Origin of the sequence: Pantoea sp., from assembly GCF_032114055.1 — a bacterium.
Lineage (GTDB): Bacteria > Pseudomonadota > Gammaproteobacteria > Enterobacterales > Enterobacteriaceae > Pantoea.
Genome location: NZ_DAMCTB010000005.1, coordinates 61,491 through 80,690 on the forward strand (window position 1 = coordinate 61,491; position 19,200 = coordinate 80,690).

The following is a 19,200-nucleotide window of genomic DNA, read 5'->3' on the forward strand; positions in this document are numbered from 1 at the left end:
CTGTTGGCGGCAGGGCCGGAGATTGGTGTGAGATTGCCGTTGTGGAACCGGTGGTGGCTCGCCTCGTGTTACGTGCAGTGGCCGTTGTTGGCAGGGCCGGAGCAAAGGGCGTGATTGCCGCTGTGAGACAGGTGACGGCTCAGGGAGCCTGCACCTTACGCAAAGACGCAACCGCGCCATCCGTGGCGGGCTCAGCGCGGGCCCTCCCTGGCCCGCGATGCTTTGCTTCAGGTGCAGGCTCCCTTCGCATTACGCACAGTGGCTGTTGGCGGCAGGGCCGGAGATTGGTGTGAGATTGCCGTTGTGGAACCGGTGGTAGCTCCCTTCGCGTTACGTACAGTGGCGGTTGGTGGATGGGGCGGGAGCTTGCAGTGAGATTGCCGCTGCGGAACCGGTGGCCCCTCTGTTTTACGCAGGGCAGCCGTTTGCGGCGTATCAGGCCGGGGTCAGCGCAAATACCGGCTTACCGCGCGAGAAGGTCGCGACGACCGGCGAAATGCGCGCCACGGCTTCGGCTGAACAGCTTGCGGAAACCAGCATCATGCTTGCCTCATCACCCGGCGCAGGCCACTGCCGTTCTCCCTGCGCTGACAGCGGCAGCCTGTCGTCGGTTGCGATGGCCAGCGCCCGCGACAGCGAAAACTCATCCGATCCGCGATAGAGCTGCGCATAGAGATTCGCTTTTTCCAGCATGCTGCCAGTGCCAAATGGTGACCAGTGGTCGATCACGCTGTCGGTGCCGGTCATCACCTTGATCCCGGCCGCCTGCAGCTGCGGAATCGGCATCGTGAGTTTGCCGATGGGCAGCGTTGAGGCGACGCTGAACTGCTGCTCCGCCAGCCCCTCAATCATCTTATCCAGCGCAGCCCCCTCCAGGGTCGCCAGGGCAAAACCATGACTCAGCGTGACCCTGCCTTTCAACTGCGGATTCTTCGCCACGGTATCAATCATGTAGTGAATCGCCGCCACGCCCGCCGGAGATGTTTCATGCAGATGGATGTCGACGCCGCGCTGGTAGTCGAGCGCAATCTGAAACATCGCATCCAGCGACTTCTCCATCGCGCCGTCGACGTGAGTCGGGTCCAGCCCGCCGACATACCCGACGCCATGTTGCATCGCCTCGCACATCAGCCCATCGACCTGCGAGTGCAGCAGTCCATGCTGCGGAAACGCCACGATCTCGCAGGGAAAATCGGGATGTCGGGCCAGGGCCGCCTGCAGATGTTCCAGGCTCTGCAGGCCGCTGACCGGGTCGATGTTGCAGTGGCTGCGGGCGCGGGTGGTACCTTTCGCGTGCAGCAGGGCAATCAGGGCTTCGGCGCGCGCCTGGGAATGGGGCAGCAGTTGCGGGATCAGCACCTGTTCGCGTGCGATCATATCCATAATGGTTTTTCCCTGACGCGGACGCGGCGCCTGCCACGGACCGCCATAGAAGGTCTTATCCAGATGGATGTGCATATCCCGGGTTGCCGGCAGCAGCAGCGCATTCTGCGCATCCCAGGCGGACAGCGAACGATCCCCCTGGCCTGCGGCTGTCAGCTGGTCAATTTTGCCGTTGCGCACGCTGATGTCGTAAAGCCCGGTCCGGGTCGCCACAACCTCATTATCCTCGCGGATAAAGCCCTCCTCCAGTCGCACGTTGCACAGCAGATAGTGATCCTGGTGGGGCAGGGCGGCGGGCCGATCCGGGGGGGTAACGGGCAACGGGGCGGTGGCGGCGCTGGCCTGGCCGAGACCGGCTGCCAGCATGCCGCCAGCGGCGGTCCAGCGAACGCTTTGTCCAATAAAATCGCGGCGACTGCGTGAAGAGGTGATTGGCATCAGAGGCTCCTGCAGAGTGAATAAGGTTTTAATCTGACAAAAGCGGATTAACTCTGCTGCGCTATTTTTCACTGACGGCTATTCAATCTTTCACTGCCAGCGCAGCTGCCCGAACGCCACCAGCGACGCTGCCAGTTCGCGCTGCAGCGGATCCCGGGGTTGACGGCAGAAGAGGGCCAGTTCGAAGGTATCGATCACCGGCAGTCCCTGTTCACTCCCCAACACCCGATGCTGTGGCAGACGACAGCTGGCGGGGAGTAAGGTCAGGCCCAGCCCCTGCGCACTGGCCGCGGCCAGCGCAGCCAGACTGGCACTGCTGTAGCCAATGCGCCAGCTGCGTCCCAGGGTATCAAGTGTCTGACAGACCTCATCGCGGTACAGCCCCTGTTGAGGAAACAGCACCAGCGGCACCGGGGTCTGCTCAAAGCAGGGCCAGGCTGCGCTGTCGAGCCACAGCAGCGGCTCGGGACGCGACGCCAGCGGCCGCTCACCATAGGGCTGCTTGATCAGCATGATGTCCAGCTCTTCCCGCTGCCAGGCGCGGCGCAGTTCCACATTCATTCCGCTCATGACATCCAGCCGCAGTTGCGGATGGGCGCGACTGAAGTTCGCCAGCAGGTCAGCGGTCGGCGCGGCGAAATCTTCCGGCACGCCCAGGCGCAGGACACCGTCGCGCCACTGGTCACTCAGCACGTCATGCGCCTCTCCGTTCAGGGCAATAATCCGGCGGGCGTAGCCCAGCAGCTTCTCGCCCTCTTCGGTCAGTTGCACCTGATGCGAGGAGCGCACCAGCAGGGCTTTACCGACCATCTCCTCCAGTCGTCGCACCTGCTGGCTGACGGTGGATTGCGAGAGATGGACCCGGTCGGCCGCACGGGTAAAACTGGCCGTTTCACACACCGCCACAAAGCTGAGCAGCTGCTGTGGCGTAAACATAGGCTGACGATTCATTTTCCCACTACCTGGCAGAGTAATATTTCATTTCCAGATAGTAGCGACTGCTGTCAGTCTGGCAACGTTAAACGGTGTGGATTTCAGATGAACAGAGAGAATAATTTGCTACTGGCGGCGCTGGTTCTGGCTGGCCTGAATATGCGACCGCTGATGACCTCGGTCAGTCCGCTGCTGGAACAGCTGCGGCAGAGCATCGGCCTGTCCCCCATGGCGGCCTCGCTGCTGCCCGCGCTGCCGATGATGATGATGGGCGTGATGGCGCTGGTCAGTGCGCCGCTGATGCAGCGCTTCAGCGTGCGTAAACTGCTGACCGCCGGGTTAGGGCTGCTGTTGCTGGCGCTGGTGAGTCGCGGATTTCTCAGCGATGGATATGGGCTGGTGCTGAGTACCGTGCCGGGCGGGGCGGGCATTGGCATCGTGCAGATGGCGATGCCGGGATTGATTCGCCAGCGTTTTGGCCGTCGCAGCGCCGGAGTCACCGGACTCTGGGCGGCCGCGCTGATGGGCGGCGGCGGTATAGGTGCCGCCCTCTCGCCGTGGCTGAATAGCCAGCTTGGCTGGCAGGGCGCGCTGAGCAGCTGGGCGGTGCCGGTGATGCTGGCGATCCTGCTCTGGCTGTTTGTCCCCTCTGCACCGGTGGCCCGGGCAGAGAAAATAGCGCTGCCAGCGCTGTGGCGTAAAACCCGGGCCTGGACGCTGGCGTTGAGCTTTGGTCTGGTCAATGGCGGCTATGCCATCTGCGTGGCCTGGCTACCCGATTTTTACCATCAGCTCGGCTGGAGCGCCCAGGCGGGCGGAACCCTGCTCGGCATGATGATCGGCTGTCAGGTCAGCGGCGCGTTGCTGCTGCCGCTGCTGGCAAGAGGGCACGATCGCCGTCCGCTGCTGCTGCTGACGCTGGCGATGCAGTTCGGCGGGATGCTGGGCTTCCTATTTGCACCGCAGCTCGCGCCCTGGCTTTGGGCGGGTGTGGCTGGCTTCGGATTGGGCGGCGCGTTTCCGCTGGCGCTGGTGCTGGCGCTGGACCATCTGGAACAGCCGCAGGCCGGCGCGCGGCTGGTGGCATTCATGCAGGGTGTCGGGTTTATTATTGCGGGCAGCATGCCCTTTATCGCCGGGCAGCTTCATGCGCTCACCGGCACCTTCTCCAGCATCTGGCTGCTGCAGGCGGCGGTGACGCTGTTGCTGATTGCGCTGAATCTGCGATTCCATCCGCGCAGCTATCAGCCCGCCTTTCCGGAGGTGAATCGCTGATTTTGGTCGGACCAATCCCGATGATATTTTTTCCTGGTTCACACAACCGGAAAATAGGCGCAACTTCTGTTGCTAAGAGTTAACAATACATTAACTATCTGATGCCATAGGTCCCGGCGATGTCGCTTTGGTCTGACCAATCCGTCGGGAGCAGGGCATGCAGCGTCTGCTGCTGCGTTCCACGTCACCTCTCTTCCTCTGGAGATAATGGCATGCAGATCTGGCAACAAAACTACGATCCGCTGGGTAATATCTGGCTCTCAAGCCTGATCGCGCTGATCCCGATCCTCTTTTTCTTCTTTGCGCTGATTAAGCTTAAAATGAAAGGCTATCTGGCCGCCACCGCCACTGTGGTGCTGGCGCTGCTGGTGGCGCTCTTCCTCTATCAGATGCCTGCGGCACAGGCGCTGGCCGCCGTAGTGTATGGCTTTCTGTATGGGCTGTGGCCGATTGCCTGGATCATTGTCGCGGCGGTCTTCGTCTATAAGATCTCAGTTAAAACCGGCCAGTTCGATATTATCCGCGCCTCCATCCTGTCAATTACCCCCGATCAGCGTCTGCAGATGCTGATTGTCGGCTTCTCATTTGGTGCCTTTCTGGAAGGGGCCGCAGGCTTTGGTGCGCCGGTGGCGATTACCGCCGCGCTGCTGGTCGGGCTCGGTTTTAACCCGCTTTACGCCGCCGGTCTCTGCCTGATTGTGAACACCGCGCCGGTCGCCTTTGGCGCGATGGGTATCCCGATTATTGTGGCAGGACAGGTTACCGGACTGGACAGTTTTGCCATCGGCCAGATGGCCGGACGGCAGTTGCCGCTGCTGACCCTGATTGTGCTGTTCTGGATTATGGCGATTATGGATGGCTGGCGCGGCGTTAAAGAGACCTGGCCTGCGGTCATGGTCGCCGGAGGCTCCTTCGCTATTGCCCAGTTCCTCAGCTCTAACTTCCTCGGCCCGGAACTGCCCGACATTATCTCGTCGCTTGCCTCACTGATTTCGCTGACGCTGTTCCTGCGGGTCTGGAAGCCGGTGCGCATTTTCCGCTTCTCAGACGCAGAGGCGAAGCCGGACGCGTCACTGCAGTCCGTGAAAACGTACCGGCCAGGAGAGGTGATTCGCGCCTGGATGCCGTTCCTGTTTCTGACCGCCACCGTAACGCTCTGGAGCATTCCGCCCTTTAAGGCGCTGTTCGCCAAAGGCGGTGCGCTCTATGACTGGGTGCTGGCCGTGCCGGTGCCCATGCTGAATGAGCTGGTGGCGCGAATGCCGCCGGTCGTCGGCAGCGCCACCCCCTATCCGGCGATCTTTAAACTGGATTTGGTTTCTGCCACCGGCACCGCCATCCTGATTGCGGCGATCATCGCGATAATCTTCCTGCGCATGAAGCCCAGGGCGGCCCTGCAGACCTTCGGGGAGACGCTGAAAGAGCTGGCGCTGCCCGTTTACTCAATTGGCATGGTGCTGGCTTTTGCGTTTATCTCTAACTACTCCGGCCTGTCAGCTACGCTGGCACTGGCGCTGGCGCATACCGGGCACGCTTTTACCTTCTTTTCACCGTTCCTGGGCTGGCTGGGGGTCTTCCTGACCGGATCTGACACGTCATCGAATGCGCTGTTCGCCGCGCTGCAGGCCACCACCGCCCAGCAGATAGGGGTTCACGATGTGTTGCTGGTGGCCGCCAACACCACCGGTGGCGTGACCGGCAAGATGATCTCGCCACAATCCATCGCCATCGCCTGTGCGGCGGTCGGGCTGGTGGGTAAAGAGTCGGATCTGTTCCGCTTCACCGTGAAACACAGTCTGATTTTCACCTGCATGGTCGGGGTGATTACCACGCTGCAGGCATATCTCTTCCCCTGGATGATCCCATGACCGGTGTTGAGACCCTGGTAAAGCGCCTGCGCGCTTATATTACCGAACATCAGCTTGAGCCGGGCATGCGCCTGCCCGCCGAGCGACAGCTCTCTGCCGAGCTGGGCGTGGCGCGCTCCTCGCTCCGGGAAGCGATACAGCAGCTGATCAGCAGCGGGATGCTGGTCAGCCGCCGCGGCGGCGGCACCTGGATTCGTCAGCAGCTGGCGCCCTGGTCGGAACAGCGCATCGTTGAACCGATTCGTCAGCTGCTGCATGACGATCCCGACTACCGCTATGACATTCTGGAGGCGCGCCATGCCATCGAGGCCAGTACCGCCTGGCATGCGGCACTGCGCGCCACCGATGCTGATAAAGAGAAGCTGCAATACGCGTTTGATGCCACCCTGAAGCTGAAAGAGAGTGACGATCCCGATCTCGCGGCGCAGGCGGACGTCCGCTTCCATCTGGCGATTGCCGAGGCGTCGCACAACGTGGTGCTGCTGCAGACCATGCGGGGTTTTTTTGAACTGCTGCAGTCGTCGGTGATGCAGAGCCGTCAGCGCATGTATACCCAGCCTGCGATTTTTGCCCGCCTGACGGAACAGCACCAGGCACTGCTCGAAGCAATCCTCGCGGGCGATGCGGAAGCGGCCCGCCAGGCGGCGATGCAGCATCTGGGATTTGTCCACGCCACACTGAAAAATCTGCATGAAGATGAAGCGCGGCAGGCGCGCATCACCCGCCTGCCCGATAACGATACACGTACCCCAGAGGAATCTGACTGATGATTATTTCCGCTGCCAGTGACTATCGCGCTGCCGCGCAACGCATTCTGCCACCGTTCCTGTTTCACTATCTGGATGGTGGCGCCTATGCTGAGCACACGCTGCGTCGCAACGTAGAGGACCTTTCTGATGTGGCACTGCGCCAGCGTATTCTGAAGAACATGTCGGCGCTGAGTCTGGAAACCAGACTCTTCAACGAAACGCTGTCGATGCCGGTCGCGCTGGCGCCGGTCGGTCTGTGCGGCATGTATGCCCGCCGGGGTGAAGTCCAGGCGGCGCGTGCGGCCGATCGCAAAGGCATTCCCTTTACCCTGTCAACGGTGTCGGTCTGCCCGATCGAAGAGGTGGCTCCGCAGATCTCGCGGCCAATGTGGTTTCAGCTCTATGTACTGCGTGACCGCGGTTTCATGCGTAATGCGCTGGAGCGCGCCAAAGCCGCCGGCTGTACGACGCTGGTGTTTACCGTCGATATGCCGACGCCGGGCGCACGTTACCGCGATGCGCACTCCGGGATGAGCGGCCAGCATGCGGCGCTGCGGCGCTACTGGCAGGCGGTAACGCATCCGCAGTGGGCGCTGGATGTCGGGCTGCAGGGACGTCCTCACGATCTGGGGAATATCTCCACTTATCTGGGCAAGCCAACCGGGCTGGAAGATTATATCGGCTGGCTGGCAAACAACTTTGATCCCTCTATCTCGTGGCGCGATCTCGAGTGGATACGTGAGTTCTGGGAAGGGCCGATGGTGATCAAGGGCATTCTCGACCCGGAAGATGCGCGGGACGCGGTGCGTTTTGGCGCCGATGGCATTGTGGTTTCGAATCATGGCGGACGCCAGCTGGATGGGGTGCTCTCCTCGGCGCGTGCGCTGCCGGCGATTGCCGACGCCGTCAAAGGTGACATCACGATTCTGGCTGACAGCGGCATCCGCAGCGGGCTTGATGTGGTGCGGATGATCGCGCTGGGTGCGGACAGCGTGCTGCTGGGGCGGGCCTTTATCTATGCGCTGGCGACCCACGGCCAGCGCGGGGTGGAAAATCTGCTGAACCTGATTGAGAAAGAGATGCGCGTCGCCATGACGCTCACTGGCGCAAAATCAATCGGCGAGATCACCCGCGAATCGCTGGTGCAGGCGGAGGCGTTACTCAGCCCGCAGCTTGCGTCCTCACGTCCGCGCGCCGTGAGCTGAGTCTGCGAAAGTGAATGTATTGTCTATACTTAGTTTCTTAACCAACAGGAGGAATGACATGACCATTCATAAGAAAGGCTCGGCGCACTGGGAAGGTGACATCAAAGGTAAAGGCACGGTCAGCACCGAGAGCGGTGTACTGAGTCAGCAACCCTATGGTTTCAACACCCGTTTCGAGGGTGGCAAAGGCACCAACCCGGAAGAGCTGATTGGTGCAGCCCATGCGGCCTGCTTCTCAATGGCCCTGTCGCTGATGCTGGGTAATGAAGGCCATACGCCGCAGAGCATCGACACCACGGCTGACGTGTCACTGGACAAGAAAGGCGACGGCTTTGCCATCACCAAAGTGGCACTGACCAGTACCGTCTCTCTGCCAGGTATCGATGAGTCCACCTTCGACGAGATTATCAATAAGGCCAAAGCGGGCTGCCCGGTGTCTCAGTTGCTGAACGCGGAAATTACGCTGGATTACACCCTGAATAACTGACGGGGGCTGCGGGTCGCCTCAGGGCGGCCCGGGCGGCATTGACTGAATCACTGGTTCTGTCGGGAACCGGAACAGATGCGCCTTCGGGCGCATCTTTGCGTTCTGGCAGAGGGAAAACCGCATGGCGGATAACCAGGGGAAAAGGGGTGCCTGTTGGGCATCGCGACGACTGTGCCGGGCGGCCATCATTTGGAGCTGAAACCATGAAGGGCATGGGCCGGCAAACGCTGGGACGGCTACTGATGCGGATTATCGTGCTGGAAGCCGTTCACTTTCTGCTTACGGCTTCATGGCTGCCGTGGGGATAGCAGGTTCATACCCAGGCATCTTCACGTCGTCGGGTGCGCACATCGCTGCGTGCAATCCGGTGCGCCTTGCGCGGGTCGCCCACCACAAACTCAAAGGTTGGCGTGTAGTAAAAGGGTAACCAGCCGCCATAGCTGCTCTCCCACTCCCATCGGACGGGGCAGGGCCACAGAATGCCATCATATAAAAGATAATAAACCCAGCGTCCACCAGGACGACGGGGGCGTGATGTTTTCATGGGATTCACAACGGTAGTGGTTCGCAACAGCTTATATTTTGTACGCTAAAGCGTCAGCTTGCAATGTTGCCGTCCGCTTTATTGACGCTGGTCCTGAATCAGCGATGAACCTCACCACAGAGCAGGACCACATTTGGTCTGACTTTATGAATACGGTTCGCCATCGTTTCGCAGTCAATCCTGGTCGGATAAATGCGCTCCGAGACGGGCAGCGCATCACAGGCATCGTAACCGCATGCGCTCACTAACAACACAAATCCTATTAACATAGTTCCTCTCCTTTACACGGTCTGGTGGTCCGGACTGTGGCGCTTTTTATCCTTTTTTATCATCCAGTATAGACAAACGTGACGGGACAGCATGAACAGCGTGGGCGGTCGCCCGCCTGGCAGGGTAACAGCGGCTGGATTCAGGTGCGTCAGAAGCGAAGACGTCAGAGGTTAACCGGCAAAATACCAGGCAGGCAGCAGCGCGATCAGGTTGTTCAGCGTATGCAGGAAGATAGGCAGTGCCAGGCTGTTACTTCGCAACCGGGCGTAGCAGAGCAGCAGCGAAAAAAGTGTCAGGGCAAGCAGCGTCTGCCAGTGCACATACTGGGTATGCATAACGGCAAACAGCAGCGAGGTCAGGAGCATACAGGCGAAGCGGCTGCGGGGAGCCCACAGCAGAAAGCCCTGCAACAGGAAGCCGCGGAACAGGACCTCTTCAAACACTGGCGCCAGTAGCACGGCAGTCAGCAGCAGAATAAGCAGTGAATTACGCCCCTGTTGCGCCTGCATCACCAGCCATCCTTCCGGCTGCATGAACTGCATCTGGGCCGCCATCAGAACCAACAGCGCGCCCGTAAACAGCAACGTTTGCAGTGTGCAGAGTTCACCCAGTGGCAAATCGGTACGGCGCTGGCAGTAGAAGCGGTAGAGGGGATAGATAACAGCAAATTCAAACAGGCAGAGCACCGGCACCAGCAGGCCGTCATTACGCAGCACGCTGTAATTAGGAAACAGCGTGATCAGCATGGTAACCAGGTAATAGACCACAAAGCTGCCGACGTAAAACAGCGTCAGGGTCACTCTGTCGGAATTGGTGTTCATAGGCGACTCAGCCAGCGAAGGTTAGCGCATAGTAGCAACGCCCCCGATCGCTGTCGAGTCAGCCCGTAACAATCTTAAAGCGCTAAATTTTGACCGTGGACTAAACACCCGACCTGACCAGCCGATAACTGAGAGAACTTATTGCAGCAGCAGCCCTGTTGTCCTGCCAGCCGCCTGTTTTGAACCCTGTTTGTGTAGTGAGCACTTTTGATGACTTTTACTCCTCCGGCGCCGCCGTCAGCGCCATTCAGCCATGCCGCCGAAGATCGTACTGTCCGCTTTACGCGGCGCAGCCTGCGCACGCTTTCGCTGCTGCTGTTTGGCGTGCTGGTGCTCTCAATGCTGATGGTGTTGATGATTGCGCAGCGGCAGAACAGTATCTCGGTGGATCACGATCGGTTGCTGACGCAGCAGGCGTGGAAAAACCGGCAGGAGGCGATGATCACCGACATCCGGGACTATGCGTTCTGGGGCGAAGCCTGGCGCAATCTTCATGTCAGGGTCAATAAAGTCTGGGCGTATGATGAAGAGAACTTTGGCCCCGGCCTTTACCAGGAGTATCACTACGAAGGCGTGTTTGTGGTCGACGGTCAGGGCCGCACCACTTATACGGTGATCGATGGCAGACTCTCAGAGACGCCGCTGGAGGCCTGGCTGGGTAAAGAGGCGCAGTCGCTGATTGCCGCCAGCCGTCCGCTCAGCAACAAGGCAATTACACGGGATGTGCTGGTCAATCACACGCCCGCCATCGTGGTCGCCGCTCCTATCGGCAGTGGCAAGCTGGCCAATGTGCCGTCAGTAGCGGGACCGCCATCCGTGATGGTATTTGTGAATCTGTTCACGCCGGAAAAACTTCAGGCGCTGGGGGCGACGCTGGATGTGCGCAACCTGCGTTTGCCGGTCAGTGAAGAGGATGCGCTGCGTGAACCCCGTATGGTGCTGACGCGGCCAGACGGTGAGTCGATTGTGCTGCGCTGGACGCCAAAAATGCCGGGCTTTGGCCTGATCTGGTTTCTGCTGCCGCTGCTGGCACTGATGGCGCTCATTATCGGCATCATTACCCGGCGCGTCAGCCGTCACGCGCTCTCCAATGCCATCCTCTCTGACCGGCGCTTTGCGCTGCTGGCGATCAGTCAGCAGGAGCTGGCCAACAGTGAAGCGCGCTTTCGCGACCTCGCGGAAGCGGCATCAGACTGGATCTGGGAAACGGATGAAGAGGGCCGCCTGATCTATCTCTCGGCACGCTTCCACACCGTAACCGGGCACGACATCGCACACTGGCTGGGGCGTCACATCGATCAGCTGCTGACGCATCCGAGCCATTCGCTGGTCGCCTGGCTGCGACGTCAGGAGCAGGATGGGCAGACGATGCCGCTGCGCTGCCAGTTTATGTCTGCGCAGGGTCAACGACGTATTGGCCAGATGGTCGCGAAAACGATCTGGCATGACAGGCAACGCATCGGCTTTCGCGGCACGGTATCGGACATCACTCAGGGTATGGAAGCGGAGGCGCGCATTCAGTTTCTGTCGCGTCACGATGCCTTAACCGGCCTGTCGAACCGCATCCAGCTGCAGGAGTTTCTGGCGCTGCACCTGGAGCAGCCCGAGGGCATCATACCGCTGACGCTGATCACGCTCGATCTCGATCAGTTCAGGCCGATCAACGAAACCTGGGGCCATGCTACGGGGGACGAAGTTCTGAGTCAGGTGGCGCAGCGTCTCAGGCGCTGTATCGGTCCGCAGGAGCTGGTCGCGCGGTTGAGTGGCGATGAGTTTGTGCTGGTGCTGCGTGAAACAACTCGTGAGCGGGTTGACCAGCGGTGCGCAAATCTGGTGCATGAGATTCAGCAGCCGATCAGCTCGGGTCAGCATGTTCACTATCTCACTATCAGTATGGGGATCGCCCGCGTTCCGCAGGATGCCACCCATGCCGAAGTACTGCTGCGCATGGCTGATATCGCACTGAACGAGGCGCGTGAAGCGGGGCGTAATCAGTGGGTCTGGTATGACAATGAGATGGCCAGCCAGCGGGAAGATAAACGCGAGATGGCGCGAAGAATTGAAAAAGCCATGAAAAACAATGAATTTCGCCTGCACTATCAGCCCCGTTACCAGTTGATCTCTGGACAACTGGCCGGTGCCGAAGCGTTGATTCGCTGGCAGATTGCGCCTGATGAGTGGATCACGCCTGATCACTTTATTCCGCTGGCGGAAGAGAGTGGGCTGATTGCCAGCATCAGCGACTGGGTGCTGATGCGCGCCTGTGAAGACGCGCTGGGATGGGGCAGCGATCGCTACGTTTCCGTCAATATTTCACCGATGGAGTTCCGCACCAGCGATCTGGTTCAGCGGGTCGCAAATGCGCTGGCAAAAAGTGGTCTGCCGGCGACCCGACTGGAGCTGGAGATCACGGAGAACGTCACCTTTGAGCATCCGCAGCATGCGCTGGAAGTGATGCAGGGATTACGCTCACTGGGGGTGAGACTGACGGTCGATGATTTTGGAACGGGCTATGCGGCGCTGGGCTATCTGAAGACGTTTCCGTTTAATGGTCTTAAAATTGACCGCTCCTGGATGAAAGATTTCCCGGAGTCGCAACAGGCGCAGTCGGTGGTGGCAGGGATTATTGCGCTGGCACGCGCGTTTGCCCTGACGATCACCGCAGAGGGCATTGAGACAGAAGCGCAGCTGAATCAGCTAAAACAGCTTTCGTGTGAAGAGGGGCAAGGCTACTTCCTCGGTCGGCCAATGCCGCTGGCGGCATTCAGTACGCTTCTGGAAAGAACGGCACAGAATCAGGCTGAAACCGTTTAACGGACCTTGACCGCGACGGCAGTCATCAGCATTGCGCAGACAATAAAAATAACCAGTTCCATCATGTCCTCCTTATGGCTAAGACTATTCTTAAATAGTCTGGCTCCGCCATGCGCTTTTTTTTTGGCGCAACGTGCGATTAATCTTAAAAAATTGTGGTGGAGGTCATAAGGTTTGATACGGGAGGTCATAACTTTACCTTTCCGGGCTTCTGGCCGGCGGGCCCGTTTTGCTACGCTTAAGGGAAGTTTTACCCGTCCAACAGGAGAATGAACGTGAAATTTTATGGAAAAGGGCTGCTGGTAGCTGGCCTGTTTGCACTTACCGCCTGTCAGTCCGCTTCTCAGCCTGACACCGCGCGCGTGGCACAGGATCCTGAAACGGACCGCTGTGGTGCGTCTCAGTTTCAGAACTATGTGGGCAAACCCTTAACGGCACTGCAGGGCCAGCACTTTGAGCAGCAGGTGCGTCCTATTCCGTACAACGCCGCTGTCACTATGGACTTTAACCTCAGCCGGCTTAATTTCCTGGCCGACAAAAATGGCACTATCAGCTCAGTTTATTGTGGCTGACGGCAGCGCTGTCATCGAATTGTCATCACAGCAGGCGAGGATAGCAGGGCGTTTAAGAGACGTCCTCGTCACAATATAAATCGTGCTCGTCTTGTTTATTCCCGCTCCGGCGGGAATTTTTTTAGTGCCTTCGGGCCGGAACAGGAGCAGAGAAAATGAAACGCATTGTGGCACTGTTGCCCGCACTGTTACTCAGCAGCACACTGGTGCAGGCATCCAGTGCAGAGGCCTGGAAAAAGAGTCATGAAACCAGGGTGCAGGCGTGCATCAATGCCAGCCATCTGAGCAAAGTGCGGGTGGCGGGCGAGGCTATCGAGTATGACGACACGACGGGCTTCAGTGTTCTGCTGCTGGAGGGGCGCTACCCGCAGCGTCACATGCAGAATAAGCGTGGGCGGGAGCTGTGCCTGTTTCAGCGCAGCAGCGGGCGGGCCAGTGTTAGCGAAGCGGATAAATTGCGCTGGGTAAAGTAGCAGAAAGCATTATCCCTCTGGCTGCGTCCCGATCAGCTGAGTCAGCAGGGTGCCGTAACGTTGCAGCTGCATCTCGTCACCCTCTACTTTTAGCTTATCAATGACACGCGCGATAATGGCATTGTTGGTTGCGGGTTCTCCCGCTTCCATCAGTTCACGCAGAATGACGGCCAGCAGGTCAGCTTCAGGCGGTGTCCGCCAGTTCGGGCTGCTGAAATAGTCTCTGATAGCACGGCTGGCGCTGTCTGGTGCTGTACGCATTTCCCACCTCCGCTAAAACGGTGCCCTTTCGCCCTGATGCGAATATCCGGATATCTGTAAATAAGGCGGGTTCGCCTCAGCGTCGTCGGACGGTACCGTTTTTTGCGGAGGGCGTCGCGCCGATCAAGGAGATCGCCACACCGCCGTGGCTGGCGGTTTTTTAAACATAGAAGCGGCGCAGAGAGTTGTCAGTAACAAAATGACATATTTTTCCATATTGATGAGGTCGGGTTGAGAAACGGGGCCTTGAAGCAGCGTCTGTCAGTCGCCGGGCGGGAAAGCGGGACGGCGGATTGCGCTGAACTGTGTCTCAACCGGGCAGACAGGCGGCGTGAACCCGGGCCCGATGCCCGGCGGGCTGCTGGCTGGTCCGGAATGCAGACGGTGTTTATTGTTACCGCCGTTCTGCTGACGGTCAGTTTCCTGTTGACGCGGTTCCTGCTTAAAGAGACGGGCTACACGCCGGTGAGTAAAAAGCAAAAGGTGACGCTCAGCGGACGCGAGGTTTTCTGCTCGCGGGCTAACCTGAATGCCTCTGTTTTACCACCCGGGTGATCCAGAGGTGTAACGGCCCGGTGAGCCCCATCCTGACGCTGTCTGTCCACGAACGTTCTCCCGGCGCGGCGAATGTCGGCGGTGGGAGATTGCCGCTGGCTCTTCCTCTTCACCGCCCTGATGGTGCTGGTCAATGTGCTGTTTCTGAAGCGTGTCTACTGGCGTCCCGCGATCGGCAGGCGAATTGTCAGCTCAGCCTGCCAGCGCTGCTGCGTCAGCAAAAACTCCGGGCTGACGCTCGGACTCCAGGAGTCATCGCCACCGACTCCCATGTGACAGGCATCCAGATGCAGCCAGCAGCCCGCCTCCGGACGCAATAGGTGGCGATGGGAGGTCTCCCGCAGCTGCTCCAGGCTGAAGCGGCTCAGTGAGAACGCAAAGTCGCCGCTGACCTGCCAGCTACCGCTGTCCAGCTCACGGGTGCCGCCGCGCAGACCGTTTTCGCCCGGGAACACGTAGGGCGTGAAAAGCTGCTCCAGGGGCTGCTGCCAGCGGGAAAACTGCGCGGCCAGCTGGCGATCGGGATAGTTTTCATGCGGCCCCAGACCCAGCCAGCTTACCTGCTCCGGGATCTGCGCCAGCTGACAGCGCACGCCGATGCGCGCGGGCGGCGGTAATCCCCGTGACTGCTCAACTGCAAGCTGCAGCTGTAATTCACCCTGATCGTTGATCAGGTAACGTTTACGGCTGATAAAGGCGAGCCGGTCGCGGGCGTACCAGCCATGCTGCGTTTCAATCAACACTGACTGCGGCAGCGCATGGGCGGTCAGGGCAATCAGGCGGCTCTGCATCTGATCATAACCTGCTGCTTTCCAGCGCTCGACCCAGGCATGTGGATCGACCCGCTCCGCTTCACTGGTGCCGATATCGTTGTCCAGCGGCGCACGAATAAAGCAGTCCTGGAGAGGGGAAAGGAGCGTTGGCTGATCATCCGCCGTCCACTGCATCAGTTCACCGCTCTGGCGGGAAAAGTGCCAGCGCTGCTGCTGGTGAGTGACAACGATCTCATCGGCTGTCTCGTGCAGAACCGGCGCGTCACCTGCTTCCGGCAGCTGCGGCAGCGCCATCGCAGAGGGCAGCGCCCACTGATCCCAGGCGACACGCCAGTCAGCAGGACTCCACGCCGTCGGCTGAATCTGATAAACCGCGACATTAAGCCAGCATTCGCCCTGCAGCGCGGGCGGTGCTGGCAGCGTGATACGCTGCTGGCCCTGCGCGGCGATATCCAGCGGCACCTCTCCCTGCGCGACCACGTTCCCTGCCTGTTCGATACGCCAGCGCAGGACCTCGTTGCTGCTGTGGCGGAACAGGTATTCACTGCTGACCCTAAAGCTCAGTGGATCATCCGGATCGGCGGTAAACAGATAGAACTGCTGCGCGCGCTGCGCTTCATACAGCGCCGGGTGCGGTGTACGGTCGGCAAACACCAGCCCGTTCATGCAGAATTGACGGTCATTCGGTTTATCACCAAAGTCGCCGCCGTAGGCCTGCCACGGGTTGCCCTGATCGTCATAGCGGGTCAGGCTCTGGTCGACCCAGTCCCAGACGAAACCGCCCTGCAGGCGCGGAAACGCCCGGAAAGCCTGCCAGTACTTCGCGAAACCGCCGAAGCTGTTGCCCATGGCATGCGCATATTCACACAGGATCAGCGGACGGGTTTCGCCCGGCAGGCCAATCCACTTTTTCAGTGACCATTTCGGTACGGCCGGGAACGGCTGATCCTCATCCACCCTGGCGTACATCGGACAGATAATGTCCGTTGCAGCGGTGTCCGCACCGCCACCTTCATACTGAACCGGACGCGTGGGATCGCTGCTTTTCACCCAGCGGTAGAGCGCGTCGTGGGTGGCGCCATGCCCTGACTCATTGCCCAGCGACCAGATAATAATGCTGCAGTGGTTACGATCGCGCTGCACCATGCGCGTCACGCGTTCGCTATAGGCGGCGAACCAGCGCGGATCGTCGGAGAGCCGGTTCATCGGCTGCATGCCGTGCGTTTCGATATTGGCCTCATCCACTACATAGAGCCCGTACTGGTCACAGAGCCGGTACCAGAGCGGATGGTTAGGGTAGTGCGAACAGCGCACCGCATTGAAATTGTGCTGCTTCATCAGGGCGATGTCGCGGCGCATGTCCGCTTCCGTCACCACCTGACCCCGCTCCGGATGATGCTCATGACGGTTGGTGCCGCGGATCAGCAGCGGTTTGCCGTTCAGACAGAGCAGGCCGTTATCGATGCTGACCTGACGGAAGCCCACATCATAGGCTTCCACCTCCACCACCTGCTGATGCGCATCCAGCAGGGCCAGTGTGACGCGATAGAGATGAGGTGTTTCGGCGCTCCACAGCGCGGGCTGCTGCACAGGCAGGCTGAGCAGAGCGCGTTCGGGGTAGTGACCCCGCTCGTCGATAATGGCACTGCCCAGCGGCTGCTGACACTGCGCAATCTGCATTTCACCGCGCCACAGCGTAAGGCGCAGCTGGCAGCCTGAAGTGGCCGTTGCGGGCAGGGCAACCCGGACCCGGGCGCGCAGCTCAGCATGGGAAAATTCCGGGCTGAGCCGGGTTTCCAGCTGCACATCCGCCAGATGCACCTGCGGCTTATGCAGCAGCGTGACGTCGCGGAAGATGCCGCTCATCCGCCACATATCCTGATCTTCCAGATAACTGCCGTCACTCCAGCGCAGCACCATTACCGCCAGCCGGTTCTGGCCGGGCCGCAGCGCGCCGCTCAGGTCAAATTCAGCAGGCAGACGACTATCCTGCGAGTAGCCGATCCACTGGCCGTTGCACCAGAGGTGGAAGGCGGAGTTGACCCCGTCAAAGATGATGCGGGTCTGTCCGGAAACAAGCCACTCCGCATCCGGCACAAATGTGAGCGAGTAACATCCGGTCGGATTGTCCGCTGGCACAAACGGCGGAGTGACCGGAATCGGATACTGTACGTTGGTATAGATGGGCGCATCAAAGCCGTGCATCTGCCAGTTGGCCGGAACGGGCAGGGTAGTGGCGTCCGGCAGATCCTGCAGCAGCCAGCTGGCGGGCACCGCCTCAGGCTGCGCAAAGTAACTGAATCCCCACTCTCCGTTGAGGTTGCGCAGTGAGGCAGACGGGCGGTCATCGCGGGCGGCCATTTCATCCCGCCAGCTGGCAAACGGCGGGTGAGCATCCAGCCGATGCAGTGAGGTGACTACCGGGTTTTCCCAGTCGCGCCGGGAGAGAATGTCGCTGAGAGCTGCATGAGAGCGTGTCATGGGCGTATCCTGTAAATGTAATACGCTCACAATGCGCAAAATTGCGCAGGCTGTAAAGCGTCCACCGTCCCGATTCAGACAAATAATGTTCCTGTAAAAGCCGGCGGATTGTGATGATTGTGTCTGCTTACTGCGGGTAAACCGTTAAGTCTGGTCAGCAGAGATGAATAGCGGCCGAATGCGGAGAAATCTCACTTGTTGCCATGCGGGCGGCTTCATACACTCTGCCCGATTTTATCACTCTGAGGTGACTATGATTCGAATCGTTAAGCTGGCTGCCATTATGGCATTGGTCGCGACGTTAAGCGGCTGCCTCTTCCCGCCGCCGGGCGGAGGGGGCGGAGGTGGCTGGGGCGGACCGGGCGGCGGGCCAGGCCGCGGATTTACCCATCCCCGTTAAGCTGAGTTTCTGTTGCCGAAGCCCTGAGCAGCCGCGCGGTCAGTCCGCAAAACGTTTCGCCCGCAGGGACAGCCTTAACCGGCTGAGAAAAATGCAGAGATGCGGCCTAACTCTCTGAAAAAGGGGCTGTTACCCTCTGTTTTTTTAGCCAGCGTGATGATAATTTCAGCGTTCCATCCTCGCTGAGGCAACGGTATGAAAAACCTGATTGCTGAGTTACTGGTTAAGCTGGCTGAAAAAGAGGCAACAGCCAAAGAGCAGGTGGCGCAGATCGAGGCGCTGGAAATTGTCGTTACCGCCCTGCTTCGCAAGCTGGATCCGCAGCAGCATCGCGAGATTACGACCACCATCAATACCGCCATGGCCCATGTAGCCGATGATGACGATAATGCGCAGCTGCTGCGCGATTATATCGATAAGTTGCTGCGCCATCCGCGCCAGTAACCCGTCCGGCGTCCGCCGGGAATGGGATCTTCACGTCACTTTGACATGAAACATTTTCCGCTCTGCTTATTCACTGCCAGAATAAAAGGGAACAACCCACGCTGGAGATAACAGGATGAAAGTCGGTGTAATGGCAATAATGATGGCCGGTCTGCTGGTGAGTGGCGTAGCGGGTGCGGCAGAAAAAACGCCACAGCAGGAGAAGATGGCCCTCTGTAATCAGCAGGCAAAATCACAGGATCTCAAAGGGGATGCGCGCAAAACCTTTATGAGCGAATGCCTGAAGAAAGAGAGCAAGCTCTCACAGATGTCACCGCAGCAGATGAAAATGAAAAACTGCAACGGTGAGGCCGGTGAGAAAAAGTTAACGGGCGATGCACGTAAAACCTTTATGAGCCAGTGCCTGAAAAAGAGCTGATTGTTCCCCGGCCACCGTGGTGGCCGTTTCTCCGCA

At 59.5% G+C, this 19,200-nt stretch carries 19 protein-coding genes; 11 read left to right on the forward strand and 8 right to left on the reverse strand.

The annotated features are described in order from the left end of the window. Window positions 1-435: 435 nt before the first annotated feature. The gene (locus RT657_RS10255) at window positions 436-1,821 is read right to left on the reverse strand and encodes an amidohydrolase (RefSeq protein WP_313654283.1); all 1,386 of its coding nucleotides are present in this window, start codon (window positions 1,819-1,821) and stop codon (window positions 436-438) included. A gap of 90 nt (window positions 1,822-1,911) precedes the next feature. Beyond that, entirely contained in the window at window positions 1,912-2,772 is an 861-nt protein-coding gene (locus tag RT657_RS10260) for a LysR family transcriptional regulator (RefSeq protein WP_313654285.1), read from the reverse strand. 87 nt (window positions 2,773-2,859) lie between these two features. Between RT657_RS10260 and RT657_RS10265 the strand changes: the two genes are divergently transcribed. From RT657_RS10265 to RT657_RS10285, 5 genes are all read left to right on the forward strand, one after another. Next, window positions 2,860-4,029, forward strand: a complete 1,170-nt coding sequence (locus tag RT657_RS10265) for a cyanate transporter (protein WP_313654286.1) — start codon at window positions 2,860-2,862, stop codon at window positions 4,027-4,029. A gap of 212 nt (window positions 4,030-4,241) precedes the next feature. Then, window positions 4,242-5,897 (forward strand): L-lactate permease, encoded by a 1,656-nt coding sequence (gene lldP / locus RT657_RS10270; RefSeq protein WP_313654287.1) that lies wholly within the window; start codon window positions 4,242-4,244, stop codon window positions 5,895-5,897. Continuing rightward, window positions 5,894-6,664 (forward strand): transcriptional regulator LldR, encoded by a 771-nt coding sequence (gene lldR / locus RT657_RS10275; protein ID WP_313654289.1) that lies wholly within the window; start codon window positions 5,894-5,896, stop codon window positions 6,662-6,664. Before lldP ends, lldR begins: the two co-directional genes overlap by 4 nt. Continuing rightward, window positions 6,664-7,851, forward strand: a complete 1,188-nt coding sequence (gene lldD, locus RT657_RS10280; RefSeq protein WP_313654292.1) for an FMN-dependent L-lactate dehydrogenase LldD — start codon at window positions 6,664-6,666, stop codon at window positions 7,849-7,851. Before lldR ends, lldD begins: the two co-directional genes overlap by 1 nt. A gap of 58 nt (window positions 7,852-7,909) precedes the next feature. Beyond that, window positions 7,910-8,338: an OsmC family protein gene (locus RT657_RS10285; protein WP_313654295.1), complete on the forward strand. Its 429-nt coding sequence runs from the start codon at window positions 7,910-7,912 to the stop codon at window positions 8,336-8,338. A 313-nt stretch (window positions 8,339-8,651) separates the two neighbouring features. Here RT657_RS10285 and RT657_RS10290 read toward each other — a convergent pair whose 3' ends face one another. From RT657_RS10290 to RT657_RS10300, 3 genes are all read right to left on the reverse strand, one after another. Beyond that, complete coding sequence (locus tag RT657_RS10290; protein WP_313654296.1) at window positions 8,652-8,882, reverse strand: hypothetical protein; 231 nt, start codon at window positions 8,880-8,882, stop codon at window positions 8,652-8,654. A 98-nt stretch (window positions 8,883-8,980) separates the two neighbouring features. Then, window positions 8,981-9,151 carry a hypothetical protein gene (locus RT657_RS10295; protein WP_313654297.1) on the reverse strand — a complete coding sequence of 57 codons (171 nt, stop codon included), beginning with the start codon at window positions 9,149-9,151 and terminating at the stop codon, window positions 8,981-8,983. Between the two features lie 171 nt (window positions 9,152-9,322). Beyond that, a complete protein-coding gene (locus RT657_RS10300) occupies window positions 9,323-9,973 on the reverse strand; it encodes a type II CAAX endopeptidase family protein (protein ID WP_313654298.1) in 651 nt (216 codons plus the stop codon). A gap of 210 nt (window positions 9,974-10,183) precedes the next feature. Between RT657_RS10300 and RT657_RS10305 the strand changes: the two genes are divergently transcribed. Continuing rightward, complete coding sequence (locus tag RT657_RS10305; protein ID WP_313654300.1) at window positions 10,184-12,787, forward strand: EAL domain-containing protein; 2,604 nt, start codon at window positions 10,184-10,186, stop codon at window positions 12,785-12,787. Here RT657_RS10305 and RT657_RS10310 read toward each other — a convergent pair. Then, the gene (locus tag RT657_RS10310) at window positions 12,784-12,978 is read right to left on the reverse strand and encodes a hypothetical protein (RefSeq protein ID WP_313654301.1); all 195 of its coding nucleotides are present in this window, start codon (window positions 12,976-12,978) and stop codon (window positions 12,784-12,786) included. The genes RT657_RS10305 and RT657_RS10310 overlap by 4 nt on opposite strands. Before the next feature lie 84 nt (window positions 12,979-13,062). On the opposite strand from RT657_RS10310, the gene RT657_RS10315 reads away from it, so the two are divergent. Continuing rightward, window positions 13,063-13,359, forward strand: a complete 297-nt coding sequence (locus tag RT657_RS10315; RefSeq protein ID WP_313654303.1) for an I78 family peptidase inhibitor — start codon at window positions 13,063-13,065, stop codon at window positions 13,357-13,359. A 155-nt stretch (window positions 13,360-13,514) separates the two neighbouring features. After that, complete coding sequence (locus tag RT657_RS10320; protein ID WP_313654304.1) at window positions 13,515-13,832, forward strand: hypothetical protein; 318 nt, start codon at window positions 13,515-13,517, stop codon at window positions 13,830-13,832. Between the two features lie 9 nt (window positions 13,833-13,841). Here RT657_RS10320 and RT657_RS10325 read toward each other — a convergent pair whose 3' ends face one another. After that, a complete protein-coding gene (locus RT657_RS10325) occupies window positions 13,842-14,093 on the reverse strand; it encodes a biofilm development regulator YmgB/AriR family protein (protein WP_313654305.1) in 252 nt (83 codons plus the stop codon). 710 nt (window positions 14,094-14,803) lie between these two features. Further along, on the reverse strand, window positions 14,804-17,902 hold the full coding sequence (locus RT657_RS10330) for a beta-galactosidase (protein WP_313654306.1): 3,099 nt from the start codon (window positions 17,900-17,902) through the stop codon (window positions 14,804-14,806). Between the two features lie 253 nt (window positions 17,903-18,155). Between RT657_RS10330 and RT657_RS10335 the strand changes: the two genes are divergently transcribed. From RT657_RS10335 to RT657_RS10345, 3 genes are all read left to right on the forward strand, one after another. Continuing rightward, the gene (locus RT657_RS10335; RefSeq protein WP_313654307.1) at window positions 18,156-18,302 is read left to right on the forward strand and encodes a hypothetical protein; all 147 of its coding nucleotides are present in this window, start codon (window positions 18,156-18,158) and stop codon (window positions 18,300-18,302) included. Between the two features lie 195 nt (window positions 18,303-18,497). Further along, window positions 18,498-18,746, forward strand: a complete 249-nt coding sequence (gene iraP / locus RT657_RS10340) for an anti-adapter protein IraP (RefSeq protein WP_313654308.1) — start codon at window positions 18,498-18,500, stop codon at window positions 18,744-18,746. Window positions 18,747-18,861: 115 nt separating this feature from the next. Beyond that, the gene (locus RT657_RS10345) at window positions 18,862-19,164 is read left to right on the forward strand and encodes a PsiF family protein (RefSeq protein WP_313654309.1); all 303 of its coding nucleotides are present in this window, start codon (window positions 18,862-18,864) and stop codon (window positions 19,162-19,164) included. Window positions 19,165-19,200: the final 36 nt, after the last annotated feature.